The 14,677-nt window shown below is 69.7% G+C and carries 3 protein-coding genes; 1 reads left to right on the top strand and 2 read right to left on the bottom strand.

Translation table 11 applies throughout. The annotated features are described in order from the left end of the window. Positions 1-195 precede the first annotated feature (195 nt). Positions 196-2,031, bottom strand: coding sequence for an acyl-CoA dehydrogenase (locus AB0K11_RS14220; RefSeq protein ID WP_364978454.1), 1,836 nt, complete (start codon positions 2,029-2,031; stop codon positions 196-198). 238 nt (positions 2,032-2,269) lie between these two features. On the opposite strand from AB0K11_RS14220, the gene AB0K11_RS14215 reads away from it, so the two are divergent. Beyond that, positions 2,270-3,352 carry a dihydrodipicolinate reductase gene (locus tag AB0K11_RS14215; RefSeq protein WP_364977452.1) on the top strand — a complete coding sequence of 361 codons (1,083 nt, stop codon included), beginning with the start codon at positions 2,270-2,272 and terminating at the stop codon, positions 3,350-3,352. 9 nt (positions 3,353-3,361) lie between these two features. Here the strand turns inward: AB0K11_RS14215 and AB0K11_RS14210 are convergent, their stop codons facing one another. Continuing rightward, the gene (locus AB0K11_RS14210; RefSeq protein WP_364977450.1) at positions 3,362-14,422 is read right to left on the bottom strand and encodes an SDR family NAD(P)-dependent oxidoreductase; all 11,061 of its coding nucleotides are present in this window, start codon (positions 14,420-14,422) and stop codon (positions 3,362-3,364) included. Between the last annotated feature and the right edge of the window lie 255 nt (positions 14,423-14,677).

The raw sequence follows: 14,677 nt of genomic DNA, 5'->3' as shown, positions 1-14,677 counted from the left end.
CAGCCGGCGAGGGGTGAACAGCCGGCGGCGTGTATCTCGCGAGAGACGCCCCCATATGTCCTCCCGAACCCGCCCTCATGTCTTCTGCCGCCTGAATCGTTGCGGCGCACTCATATCTCGGTAGCCCCTCGTATTCGCGCTCGCCCCACGCAAAAGGCCCCCGGACGAATCCGGGGGCCTCTTGGTCGAATCAGATCAGAACGCAGCCTCGTCGAGTTCCATGATGTCGTTGTCGAGGTTCTCGACCACCTGACGGGTGCTCGTCAGCAGCGGCAGGAAGTTCTTCGCGAAGAACGACGCCACGGCGATCTTGCCCTCGTAGAAGGCCTTGTCGTCGCCGGTCGCGCCGGCGTCGAGCGCCTCGATGGCCACCGCCGCCTGCTTCTGCAGCAGCCAGCCGATCACCAGGTCGCCGACGCTCATCAGGAAGCGCACCGAACCCAGACCGACCTTGTACAGCTCCTTGGGATCTTCCTGCGCCGACATCAGGTAGCCGGTCAGCGAGGCCGCCATTGCCTGGACATCCGTCAGAGCGGTGGCCAACAGAGCGCGCTCGGCCTTGAGCCGGCCGTTGCCCGACTCGTTCTTGACGAACTCCTCCATCTGCCCGGCCACGTGGGCCAGCGCCACACCCTTGTCGCGGACGATCTTCCGGAAGAAGAAGTCCTGCGCCTGGATGGCGGTGGTGCCCTCGTAGAGCGAGTCGATCTTGGCGTCGCGGATGTACTGCTCGATCGGGTAGTCCTGCAGGAAGCCCGACCCACCGAACGTCTGCAGCGACTCGGTCAGCTTGGCGTAGGCCTGCTCGGAACCGACACCCTTGACGATCGGCAGCATCAGGTCGTTGACCCTCAGCGCCAGCTCGCCGTCGACACCGTGCACGGCCTGGGCCACCGCCGCGTCCTGGTAGGTGGCGGTGTACAGGTACAGCGCGCGCAGACCCTCCGCGTAGGCCTTCTGGGTCATCAGCGAACGGCGCACGTCCGGGTGATGGGTGATCGAGACGCGCGGGGCGGTCTTGTCGGTCATCTGCGTCATGTCGGCGCCCTGGATCCGCTCCTTGGCGTACTCGAGCGCGTTCAGGTAGCCGGTCGACAGCGTCGCGATGGCCTTGGTGCCGACCATCATGCGGGCCTGCTCGATGACGTCGAACATCTGCGCGATGCCGTTGTGCACCTCGCCGACCAGCCAGCCCTTGGCGGGCACGCCGTGCTGACCGAAGGTCAGCTCACAGGTGGCCGAGACCTTAAGGCCCATCTTGTGCTCGACGTTGGTGACGAAGGCGCCGTTGCGCTCGCCCAGCTCGCCGGTCTCGAAATCGAACAGGAACTTGGGCACGAAGAACAGCGAAAGACCCTTGGTGCCCGGGCCCGCGCCCTCGGGGCGGGCGAGCACCAGGTGGAAGATGTTCTCGAACAGGTCGTCGGAGTCGGCGGAGGTGATGAACCGCTTCACGCCGTCGATGTGCCACGAACCGTCGTCCTGCTTGACGGCCTTGGTGCGGCCTGCGCCCACGTCGGAACCGGCGTCGGGCTCGGTCAGCACCATGGTGGCGCCCCAGCCGCGCTCTGCGGCGAGCTGCGCCCACTTCTTCTGCTCGTCGGTGGCCTGCTTGTAGAAGATGCTGGCGAAGCCTGCGCCGCCGCCGTACATCCACACCGCAGGGTTCGCGCCGAGCAGGTGCTCGTGCAACGCCCACACCAGCGCGCGGGGCATCGGCATGCCGCCGAGTTCCTCTTCGACACCGACCTTGTCCCAGTCGTTGTCGATGACGGCACGCGCCGACTTCTTGAAGGACTCCGGCAACGTCACGGTGTGCGTTTTGGGGTCGAAGACCGGCGGATTGCGGTCGCCGTCCTCGAACGATGCGGCGATCGGACCTTCGGCCAGGCGGGCGATCTCGCCCAGCATCTCCTTGACCGTGTCGGCGTCGAGGTCGCTGTACACCCCCTCACCGAGGGCCTTGTCGACTTCGAGCACCTCGAACAGGTTGAATACCTGGTCCCGGACGTTGCTCTTGTAGTGGCTCACTATGTCCTCCTCGACGAGAATTGCCACCTGCGGTTGGGTACTTCGGTTAAGTTACCCACCAGTAACTAATGGTCACTATACCGCCCGGTAACTTCAACGCAAAGCGCGCGCGAGCAATTTCCACCGGCTAATCAACCAGGCGGTTGGCCGGACGCTGCCAGTCCTCGATTTCGCACCGCTGACCTGCGCAGATGACCCAGTGTGACGATGATCACGTTCGGCCCGCTAGGGTGTTTCAATGCTTCGCGTCGCAGTGTGGGGAACCGGCAACATGGGCTCGACCGCGATCCGGTCGGCCACGGCTTTTCCCGGCCTCCGGCTCGCCGCCGTCATCACCTCCACCGCCGAGAAGGTGGGCCGCGACGCCGCCGACTTCGCCGGGCTCGATGCGCCGACCCGGGTTGCGGCCACCGACGACGTCGACGGTGTCCTGACGGAGTGCGACGCCGTCGCGTACATGGCCTCCGGCGACATCCGCCCCGACGAGGCGATCGCCGACATCGAACGGTGCCTGCGCGCCGGCCTGCACGTGGTGACGCCGTCGCTGTACTCGCTCTACGACCCGGCGTCCGCCCCGCCGGAGTGGGTGCAGCGCCTGACCGCCGCCGCCGAGGAGGGCGGATCGACCCTGCTCGTCAGCGGCGTCGACCCGGGCTGGGGCAACGACGCCCTCGCGGTGACGGCCGCGAGCCTGTGCACCCGCATCGACACGATCACCTGCCAGGAGATCTTCGACTACTCCACCTACAACCAGCCGTTCGCGGTGAAGGTGTCCTGTGGGTTCGGCGGATCGATGGACGAGACCCCGATGATGCTGCTGCCGACCATCCCGACGATGGTGTGGGGCGGCAACGTCCGGCTCATCGGCCGCGGACTCGGCATCGAGATCGACGAGATCACCGAGGAGGTCGAGCGGCTGCCCCTCGAACAGTCGGTGGACACCGTGATGGGCCGCTTCGAAGAGGGCACGCAGGGCGCGTTCTTCCTCAAGGTCGTCGGCTGGTCCGGGGGCAGGCGGCGGATCGTCATCGAGCACATCACCCGCATCCATCCGTCCTGCGCGCCGGACTGGCCGCAGCCCGATCAGGGCGTCGGCGATCACCGCGTGATCATCGACGGCGACCCACAGCTGACGATCGTCACCCGCGCGGACGTGCCGGGTGGCACCCGCGCCGACGGCGGCAACACCACCGCCGCGAACCGGCTGCTCGGTGCCCTCAACTGGCTGGTCGAGCAGAAGCCCGGCATCTACGACGGTCTGCAGGTGCCGCTGCGCTCGGCACTGCCTGCCGACGCCGAAGCCGTCCGCTGGGCCCAGTAGCCCGGCGGGTCACTCCGGAGCGGACGCCGCGACAGCTGCAGCGACCGGTGCCTCCTCGGCCGCCGCCTCCGGCGTCGCCTCGGCGTCGGGCAGCTGGCCCACCAGGTACTCGGCGAGCCCCCCGATGGTCGGGTAGTCGAACACCGCTGTCGCATTGATGGTGAACGCGCCGCCGAACTGACTGTGCAGCCTGTTCCGCAGCTCGATCGCCATCAGTGAGTCCGTGCCGAGGTCCAGGAACCGGCTGGTCGGGGCGGGCGGCGACGCCAGCCGCAGGAAGTTCTGCACCTCCTTCTGCAGGAACTCGGTCACGAAGCCCGCACGCTGCGGCACCGGGATCTCCTGCAGCTGCTTGAGCAGCTCGCTGTCACCGGTCACCTCGCCCGCGGCACTCGGCAGCACCAGGTCGAGGATCGGTGGCCGGGAACTGCCCAGCACCTTCGCCGCACGCTGCCAGTTCGCCCTGATGACGGTCGCCTGGCCGGTCCCGTTCGCGACGACCTCGCCGAGCGCGCTCAGCGCGGCCGCCGGATCGAGCGGCACGAGGCCCTGGGCACTGATGTTGGCGGTCGCGGCCTCCGAGGACGCCATGCCGCCCTGGGCCCACGGGCCGAAGTTGATGCCCGTGGCGGGCAGGCCGCGGGACCGCCGCTGGGCGACCAGGCCGTCCAGCCAGGCGTTGGCGGTGGCGTAGTTCGACTGCCCGGGCGAGCCGAACAGGCTCGACACCGACGAGGACACGATGAAGAAGTCCAGGTCGTCGTCCGCTGTCAGACGGTCCAGGTGCCACGCGCCGTATGACTTGGGCGCCAGCGTGGTCCGGAACCGGTCGAGGCTCTGCTGCGACAGCAGCGCATCGTCCAGGACGCCCGCCAGATGCGCCACGCCGGCCAGCGGCGGCAACTCCGCGCGGATCCGGTCGAGCAGCGTCGCGACCTCGGACTCCTCACCGACATCGGCGGTGAAGACGTGGACGCGGGACTTGTAGCGTTCGGTGATCTCCTCGATCGCCTTCTGCGCGGCCGGATCCAGCGCACGCCGGCTGGTCAGCACGATGTCACCGGCGCCGAGCTGAGCCAGATGCGAGGCGGTGTGCAGACCGATCGCACCGAGGCCACCGGTGATCAGGTAGCTCCGATCGGGCCGTGGTGTGAGTGGATCGGGGATCTGCACGACGATCTTGCCGATGTGGCGCGCCTGCTGCATGCGCCGGAATGCCGCCCTCGACTCGTTCAGCGGGTAGATCTCGGCGGGCAGGGGCGTCCACTCCCCACCGGCGAGTCCATCCGACACCTCGGTGAGCAGGTCGCGGATGCGATCGGGTTCGGTGAGCATCACCGTGTCCAGTGCGACGATCTCGTAGGCGATGTCGGGGCGGGCCTCGGCCATCTGCTCATGCGGCCAGATGTCGCGCTTGGCGATCTCGGCGAAGCGCCCGTTACGGGCGGTGGCCTTCAGCGTCGCCTCGATGAACCCTTCGCTGGTCAGGCTGTTGAGCACCACGTCGACGCCGGCGCCGTCGGTGTCCGCCAGGATCTGATCGGCGAAATCGGTTGTGCGCGAGTCGTACACATACTCCACTCCGAGCTTGCGCAGCGTGGCGCGCTTGAAGGTGCTGGCCGTGGCGAAGACCGTGGCACCGCACCGCTGCGCCATCTGGACCGCCGCCAGACCTACGCCGCCGCTGGCCGCGTGGATAAGCACCTTGTCACCCGGCTTGAGCTGCGCCCAGTCGAAGGACAGCCGAACCGTCAGCGCCGCAGCGGGAATCGTCGCGGCCTCCACCGCGCTCACCCCGTCCGGGATCGGCGCCAGGAACTGCGACGGCACGTTGAACCGGCTGGAGAACGCACCCTGCATGGAGCCGTAGACGCGCTGTCCCACCTCGACGCCACTGACACCCTCGCCCAACTGGGTGACGACGCCGGCGAAGTCGCCGCCGATCGGTCCGGGATCACCCGGGTAGAGGCCCAGGACGTTCAGCACGTCGCGGAAGTTGAGGCCCGCGGCCTCCACCCGGACCTGAACGTAGCCCTCGTCCGGCGGCGGCACCTCCTTCTCGGTGATCCGCAGGTTGTCGATCGCACCGCGCTCGGTCGGCGCCAGCACATAGTCACTCCCGCGCGGCACGGTGAGATTGCCGCTGCGCGCCCACGGCACCAATCGGGACGCCAGCAGCTTGCCTTGGCGCAGTGCGATTTCCGGCTCCTCGACCGGCGTGGCCAACAGGCCGGCGAGCACCTGCACCGCCTCCGGTGATCCGTCGCAGTCGACGAGCCTGGCGCGCAGCGCGGGTTCCTCGTTGATCGTGGTGCGACCGAAGCCCCACAGCGCGGCCTGAACCGGGTCGACCGGTTCGCCGGACTCGGTGGCCACGGCCCGCTCGGTGACGATCCACAGTCCGCCGGGCAGTTTCACGCCGGCGTTCTGCACCGTGTGCACGGCGCTGAGCAGGTGGCCGATCTCGTCCTCGAGCCGCGCGGTCGCGGCTGCGCCCGACTCCTGCACGCCCGGTGCTGCGCTGCGCCAGACGACGCCGGAGAACGGCAGGCCGCGCTCGGCGGCCGCCGCCAGCAGTTGTCCCAGCGGCTCCGGATCGGTGTTCCGGTCGAACGGGATGCAGCCCGGCACCTTCGCGGCGAGTTCGTCGAACCCGGCGACCAGCCAGGTGCCACTGGGCGTGACGGCGTCATCGCCGGCCGGCGGTGTCGGCACCTCGTGCCAGCCGAGGGTGTAGAGCAGCCGGGTGGCGTCGCCGCCGAGGCCGCGCAGCAGCGCCTCACGCGGTGCGCGTTTGACGGTGAACTCGCGGATCCCGCCGAGCAGGCTGCCGTCCCGGTCGAGGAAGTCGAGATCGAAGACCTGCGTCTCGCTGTCGAGGCCGCTGTTGTGCCACCTCGCCCGGCAATAGAACCGCCGGGGCATCTTCTCCTTCAGCGTCACCTGCCCGTACCGCAGCGGCAGGAACAGGTCGTTGACGCCCTGCTCGGCCGCCAGCAGCGCCGGGAACGCCGGGAAGGCGACACCGGTGCACAGGTCCATCAGCACCGGGTGCATCGGCTCGGTCCCGAGGTGCTCGGCGAGTTCCTGTCCGACGAGGATGTCGCCGATCGCCTCGCCGTCGCCCAGCCACAGCGACTTCAGGGATCCCGACCAGGTCGGGCCCCAGGCCAGTTCCAGGTCGGCGAAGGTCTCGAACAGCTCCTGCGGACGCATGCGGGTGCACCGCTCGATGGCCTCGTCGACCGGATCCTGCTCGGGATCGGGGTCGTCTCCCGCGCCGGAGACACCGCTGACCACGAGGCCTTCGGCGTTCAGCGACCACTCGACGTCGCGCTCACCGTAGGGACGACTGTGCACCTGGAACTTCGACTCGCCGCCGTCACCCGCGGGGTGCAGTGTCAGCTGCACTTCACGGGAAGCCTTCTCCGGCAGGATGATCGGCTCGTAGAAGAACACCTCTTTGACCCGAGCCGGCGGGCCGACCGCGGCCAGCGCCATTGCCGCGTACGTCGCCCCGGGGACGACGACCGTGCCGTAGATGACGTGGTCGGACAGCCACGGCTGCGATCTGACCGACAACCTGCTCGTGTACACCACGTCACCGGAGGCCAGGTCCTTCGCGCTGCCCAGGATCCCCGAGACGCCTGCGCCGTTGCTGTCGGAGCCGGTGATCGCAGAGGTCTTGGGCCAGAAGCGGCGGTGCTGGAACGGATACGTGGGCAGTTCGAGTCGGCGGCGCGGCCCTGAGCGGAACGCCGCGAAATCGGGCTGGTGCCCGCCGACGTAGGCGGCGGCCACCGCGTCGGCGATCTGGCGCCGGTCGCCGACGCCCTTGCGGAGCGAGACGATCGCCCGCGGGGCGGGTAGGTGCTCCGGCCAGACCTGCACCGCGGCTCCGGTCAGCACCGGTTGCGGGCCGATCTCCATCAACACCGAGCAGCCGAGGGCGGCCACGGTGCGCACACTCTCGGCGAACTGCACCGGCTGGCGGGAATGCCGCCGCCAGTACTGCGCGTCGAGCGGGGTCTGGGCTGTCAGCACCGCGCCGGTGCGGTTGCAGACCAGCGGCAGGGTCGGCGCCGCGAATTCCAATTGCGCGGCGTACGACTCGAATTCATCGAGCACCGGATCCAGCAGCTCCGAGTGGAACGCGTGGCTGGTCTGCAGCCAGGTGCAGCGGATGGCGTCGTCGGTGAAGGTGGCGACGATCTTCTCGAGGTCCTCGCCCGGTCCGGAGAGAACAGTGTTGGGTCCGTTGTACGCGCCGACCGAGACGCGCGGGTACTCCGCGGCGACCTGCTCGACCCGCTTGGCGTCGGCGAACACCGCCACCATCCGGCCGCCTTCGGGCAGGCTGCCGAACATCCGGCCGCGCTGGGCCATCAGCCGTGCGCCGTCCTCGAGGCTGAAGACACCGGCCACACACGCCGCGGCATACTGGCCGACGCTGTGTCCGAGCACCACGTCGGGCTTGATCCCCCACGACTGCCACAGCCTGGCCAGGCCCATCTCGACGGCGAACAGCGCCGGCTGCGCAAAGGACGTGTGCCGCAACCTCTCCGAGACCTCCCGATCGGTGGCGAACAGCACATCGAGCAAGGGGTGGGGCAGCAGGTCGGCGACGGCGTCCGCGCAACGCGTCACGGTCTCGGCGAAGACGGGCTCGGTGTCGAACAACTCCCGCGCCATCCCGGGATACTGGCTGCCCTGCCCGGTGAACAACCACGCCGTCGTCGGGTTGTGCGTGTGCTCACCGCGGATGACGCCGGGTCGCAGGCGGTTCTGCACCAGTTCGGCCAGGCCGTCGCGCGCCCCGGCGACCGAGTCGACCACCAGGGCGGCACGGTGTTCGAAATGTGACCGCCCGGTGCCCGCGGTGACGCAGATGTCGGTGAGGTCGGCCTCAGGGTGGACGCTCAACCAGTCCTCGAACCGCTGCGCCAGTGCGGCAAGCGCTTCCGGTGACCGTGCGGACAGCGTCAGCACGTCGACGGGCGTCTCCTGAGGGGCCGGTTCGCCGTCGGCGGCGGCGACCTGCGGCGGCGCCTCCTCGATCAGCACGTGGGCGTTGGTGCCGGTGAATCCGAAGGAGCTCACCCCGGCGCGTCGCGGCCTGCCGTTGGCGTGCCACGGGGTCGCCTTGTCCACCACTCGCACGGGCAGTGAGGCCCACGGGATGTGCGGCGAGGGGTTGTCGAAGTGCAGGCTCTGTGGCAGCACGTCATGTTGCAGCGACAACACGACCTTGATCAGACCCGCTGCGCCAGAGGCGGATTCGAGGTGGCCGATGTTCGTCTTGACCGATCCCATCAGCAGTGGCCGGTCGGCGTCCCGCGAGCCGCCGTAGGCCGCCGCGGCGGCCTGGACCTCGATGGGGTCGCCGAGCGGAGTGCCGGTGCCGTGCGCCTCGAGGTAGTCGACGTCGCCGCCGGTCAGTCCGGCGCGGGTGAGCGCCGTCCCGATGAGCCGCTGCTGTGCGCCACCGTTGGGCACCGTCAGACCGCTGGACGCGCCGTCCTGGTTCACTGCGGTGGCGGGGATGACGGCGCAGACCCGATCGCCGTCGCGCACGGCGTCGCTCAGCCGCTTGAGCACGAGAACGCCGCAGCCCTCGCTGCGCACATAGCCGTCCGCGGAGGCGTCGAAGGTCTTGCACCGCCCGACGGGCGACAGCATCCTGGCGCGTGAGGCGGCAACCACCGTCACCGGGCTGATGAGGACGTTCACCCCGCCGGCCAGTGCGAGGTCGCAGTCGCCGGAGTGCAACGCCTGCACGGCCTGGTGGACGGCCACCAGCGACGAGCTGCACGCGGTGTCGACCGCCACCGCGGGTCCCTCGAGTCCCAGCGCGAACGCGACCCGGCCGGAGATCGCATTGAGCGCATTGCCGGTGATGAAGTGGGGCTCGATCTTGTCGATGGACTCCGACGACAGCAGATGCGCGTACTCGTTGGCGGCCACGCCGACGAAGACGCCGGTCTTGCTGCCGCGAAGCGCAGCCGGTGAGTACCCGGCGCGTTCCAGGCCCTCCCAGACGGTTTCGAGCATCAGCCGCTGCTGCGGCTCGATCCACACGGCCTCGCGCGGGGAGATGCCGAAGAACTCGGGGTCGAATCCGTCGATGCCGTCCAGGAATCCGCCGAAGCGCGTGTAGGTCTTGCCCGGGGCGTCCGGGTCCGGGTCGTAGAATTCGTCGATGTCGAACCGGTCCTCGGGGACCTCGCGGATCGCGTCGACACCGCCGGACAGCACCTCCCAGAAGGCTTCCGGGTTCGGCGCGCCGGGAAAGCGGCACGAGACGGCGACGATCGCGATCGGATCGTCGGCGGGCGCCGTGGTCGCGGGCTGACGTTCCGCGGGGGCCGCCGGCTGCTCGCTGAGGCCGAGCACGTCACCGAGCAGCCAGTCGGCCGCGTCGGAGAGCCGGGGGTGATCCATCACCAGGGTGACGGGAATGTCCTTGCCCACGCCCTGTTCGATGCGGCGCCGGAGTTCGACGGCCATCAGCGAGTCCATGCCGAGGTCGAAGAAGCCGGCGTCCTCGCGGATCTCGGCGGCGTCGACGCGCGTCACCTCGGCCACCGCGTCGCGCAGGTAGTCGGTCATCAGCCTCTTGCGCTGCTGCAGTGGTGCGCCGGTGAGCCGCTCGACCAGTGCGGTCTTCCCGGACGAGGTCACGGCCGGCGCCGCGGCGGCCGGCTGGGCGGGTACCTCGCGCTCCAGCTCCGCGAGGAACGCCCGCCGCCCCGCCTGCTGGTAGAGGGGCAGGAAGCGGGCCCAGTCGATGCGGGCCACCACTCCGTGGGCGGACCCGCCTGCCGACGAGGCCGCCACGACGTCGGCCAGACCCGCCAGCGCATCGGCGGGTGACAACGTCGCGATGCCGCGCTGCTCGAGCCGCGCGCGTGACTCGGCGTCGGCCATCCCCGCCGACCAGGGGCCGAAGTTGACGCTGGCCCCGGCGACGCCCTGCTCGCGCATCCGCCATGCCATTGCGTCGAGGAAGGCGTTGGCCGCGCCGTAGGCGGTCTGACCGAAGCCACCCCACACCGAGGCGATCGACGAGGTGCTGATGAAGAAGTCGAGCTTGAGGTCGGCGGCGGCCTCACTCAGATGCCATGCACCCCAGACTTTTCCGGCGAAGACGCGATCCACCTCGGCGTCGTCCAGGTCGCTCAGCGGGGTGGTGCCGATCTCGCCGGCGGCATGGACGATACCGGCCAGCGGCGGCAGGCCGTCCTGTACGCCCGCCAGCAGCCGGGCGACGTCGTGTGCGTCGGCGACGTCGGCGCTGACGACCCGCACCTCGCAGCCGTGTTGTGCGCCCAGTGCGTCGATCCGTTGCTGCGCGGCGTCGCTGGGCGTGCGTCGACTCGTCAGCACCAGGTGCCGGGCGCCGTTGGCGGCCAGATGTGCGGAGATCTCGAGGCCGATGGATCCCAGTCCGCCGGTCACCAGATAGCTGGCGTCACCGCGCAGCGGCAGCGGTGCGCCGCCGGCGGGCTCGGTCCGGCGGACCAGTCGGGGGACATGCAGCGTTCGATCGCGAAGTCCCAGTTGGTCGTCCCGGACCGCCGTGTCGTGCGTCGAGGTGATCCGGTCGATCAACCGGGACCATTCCTCGGTCTTGTCCCCGCTGCCGTCCGACAGGTCCGCGAGTCCACCCCACACGTGCGGGAGTTCCAGCGCCGCGGCACGGCCGAAGCCCCACAGGCACGTCTGGTCGGGCGACACGGTGTCGGTGTCGGTGATGCGCTGCGCGCCACGGGTCACCAGCCAGACGGGGCTGCGCAGTTCGGCGGCGGCCGCAGCGCGGAAGAGACGCCGCGTCCCCACCAGGATGCGATGCTGCATCCGCAGCAGTGACCGCATCGACGGCCCGGAGTTGGCGTGGGCGTCCGCGTCCAGCGCCGCGACGTTCAGGATGCGCAGCGTCGAATCATCCTCTGCCGCTGAGCGTAACGTCTCGACGAGCTGTTCGGAGTCGGCGTCGGAGACCGGCAGCCCGACGAGGCGATGCCGCTGACCGCGGGCGTCGAGGACGGCCACCAGCGGCGCGACGGCATCGGCCGAGTCGCCGACGAGGATCCAGGTGTGGTCGCCGCCGGCGACGGAGACCGAACCGGGGGATTCCTCCCAGCGGAACTCGTAGCGGCTGTCGGTGACGGACTGCGTCGATCGTTGCTGATTGTGTTGTGCGGCAAGTCTGGTGAGGACCTGCAGGGTCTGCTCGTCGCCGCCCGGGCCGTCGAGCAGGGCCGCCAGCTCGCCGATCCGGCCGTCCTCGAGAAGCCGGACGGCCTGCGTGCGTGCGGCGGGTGGCAGGTGCGTGCCTGCGCCGTCCCGGTCGTCGGCGCTGTTGTCGGGCCGATCGTCGGAGAACCAGTACTGGCGCCGCTCGAAGGGGTATGTGGGCAGATCGAGCTTTCGTGCGTGCGGCTCCCTCATGGCGGCGAAGTCAGGCAGGTGGCCAAGCACGTAGGAGTCCGCGACGGCCTCGGTGATCTGCCGGTGGTCGGCGGTGTTGCGGCGCAGCGAGGTGATCACCCGGGGCGCGGTGGCCGGGTCGGGCCAGGTGCTCAGTGCTGCGGCGGTGAGCACCGGCCGTGGGCCGATCTCCACCAGCAACTTGCAGTTCATGTCGGCCAGCGTGCGCACGCTCTTCGCGAACTCGACCGGCTGGCGTGCGTGGCGGCGCCAGTATGCGCCGTCGAGCTTGACGCTCCTGCCGAGCGCGGCGCCGGTCCGGTTGTCGATCAGGATCCGTTGCGGTGCCGCGAATGTGAACCGCTCCGCGTACGTCTCGAATTCGTCGAGGATCGGGTCGAGCAGCGCCGAGTGGAACGCGTGACTGGTGTCCAGCCAGTCGCATCGCACGTTGTCGGCCGCGAGTCCGGCGACCGCCTTCTCCAGATCCTGTGCGGGTCCGGACAGCACGGTGTTGGCGCCGTTGTAGGCGGCGACGGACAGTGTCGGGTATTCGTCGGTGAGGCCCTCGACGCGCTCGGCGGCGGCGAACACCGCGACCATCCGGCCGCCCGCGGGCAGGCTGCCGAACAGCCGGCCGCGTTCGGCCATCAGCTGCGCGCCGTCCTCGAGGCTGAAGACCCCGGCCACGCACGCCGCGGAGTACTGGCCGACGCTGTGCCCGAGCACCACGTCCGGGTCGAAGCCCCACGACTGCCACAGCCGGGCCAGACCCATCTCGACCGCGAACAGCGCGGGCTGCGCGTAGGAGGTCTGCCGCAGCGTCGCCTCCGGGCCGTCGAGGTCGAAGATCACGTCGAGCAGCGGCCTGTCGAGCGCGTCGCCGACTGCGGCCGCGCACCGGTTCAGCGTCTCGGCGAAAACCGGCTCGGTGTCGTACAACTCCCGGGCCATGCCGGGGTACTGGCTGCCCTGCCCCGTGAACAGCCATGCCGTCTTGGGGACGTCCTGGGTGTCCCCGCGCACCAGACCGGGCGCCGGGCGGTCGTCGGCCACGGCGCGAAGCAGTTCGACCGCGGATTCCCTCGAGTCGGCCACCAGCGCGGCGCGGTGCTTCAGGTGTGCCCGTCCGGCCCCTGCGGTGAAGCACACGTCGGCCAGGGTGGCCTCGGGATGTCCGCTCATCCATTCGCGGTACCGGTCGGCCAGCGCGGCCAGCGCGGCCGGGGTGTGCGCGGAGAGCGGCAGGATGCTGAACCGGGCCGCGTCGGCGGCGTCGTCGAGCACCGGGGCCGCACTCGCGGCGATCTGTGCCGCCTCTGCGGGCGCCTCCTCGAGGATCACGTGGGCGTTGGTGCCGGCGAACCCGAATGAGCTGACGCCCGCGATGCGCGACCTGCCGTTGCTCTTCCAGGGCATGGTCTCTGTGACCACCTGGACCGGGAGCCGGTCCCAGGGGATGTGCGGTGACGGGTTCTCGAAATGCAGGTGCTTCGGCAGGGTCTCGTTCTCGAGCGAGAGGATCACCTTGATGACACCGGCGATGCCTGCGGCGGCCTCCAGGTGGCCGATGTTCGTCTTCGCCGAACCGATCAGCAGCGGCCGGCCGGGATCACGTCCGGCGCCGAGCACCGCGCCTGCGGCCTGCGCTTCGATCGGGTCGCCCAGCGACGTCCCGGTGCCGTGCGCCTCCAGGTATCCGACGTCGCTGGGTTCGAGGTCGGCGCGCTTCAGCGCATCGGCGATGACCCGTTGCTGCGCAACGCCGTTCGGAACCGTCAACCCGCCCGATGCGCCGTCCTGGTTGATCGCGCTGCCGCGGATCACCGCACGGATGCGGTCACCGTCACGGATGGCGTCCTCGAGGCGCTTGATGACGATGACGCCGCAGCCCTCGCCGCGCACGTAGCCGTCGGCGGCGGCGTCGAAGGTCTTGCACCTGCCGTCGGGCGCGAGCATCTGGGCGTTGGAGAACGTGATCATCGTTGCCGGAGTGAGCAGCACGTTCGCACCGCCCGCCAGCGCGAGGTCGCACTCTCCCAGGCGCAGCGCCTGGCACGCCTGGTGGATCGCGACGAGCGACGAACTGCACGCGGTGTCGACGGCCACCGCGGGACCCTGCAGCCCCAGCCGGTAGCTGATCCGGCCTGCCGCCGCGGCGCTCGACGTGCCGATGGCCAGGTAGGCCTCGATCTCGGGATAGGTCAGTTGGTCGGATGCCATTCCCAGGTAGTCGTGGGTGGCCAGACCCACGAACACGCCGGTGTTGGACTCGGCGAGCGCGGTGGGCGCGGTGCCCGAGTGCTCCACCGCGCGCCACGCCGTCTCCAGCAGGATCCGATGCTGCGGGTCCATCATCCTGACCTCGCGCGTCGACATGCCGAAGAACGGCGCGTCGAAGCCCGTCACGTCGTCGACGAAACCCGCACGCCGGGTCACCACCTTGCCTGCGGCGCCGGGCTCGGGATCGAAGAACGCCTCGGCGTCCCAGCGATCGGCGGGGATCTCCGACACCGCGTCACGGCCGTCGCGCAACACGTCCCAGAAGCCGTCGGCATCCGCCGCACCGGGAAAACGCGCCGCATAGCCAACGATGGCAAACCGCTGGGCCGGCTCGGTCGGGTGTTGAGCAGATCCCATGCGGTTGTCTCCTTGGGGGGCCTTGCGGTAATTTACGCAGTAGTCAGGCTAACCTACTGGACAGTAGTAACGACCGCGTGAACCAAGATCGTGTGAACTCCGACGCACACTATGGCACGCCTGCCCGACGTATGCGCGCCTCCATGTCCCGGCTCCGGTCGTGCACGGCGGGTGCGGCCGAACCTCGGGTACGTTGATGCCGCGGCACGATTTGCCGGGTCCGGAAATCGGGCCGACGAGAAGTGAGCGAAGGGA

It is taken from the genome of Mycobacterium sp. NPDC050551 (assembly GCF_040674075.1).
Classification (GTDB): domain Bacteria; phylum Actinomycetota; class Actinomycetes; order Mycobacteriales; family Mycobacteriaceae; genus Mycobacterium.
Note: the sequence above shows the minus strand (reverse complement) of the source record. Positions and strands in the feature narration are given on the sequence as shown.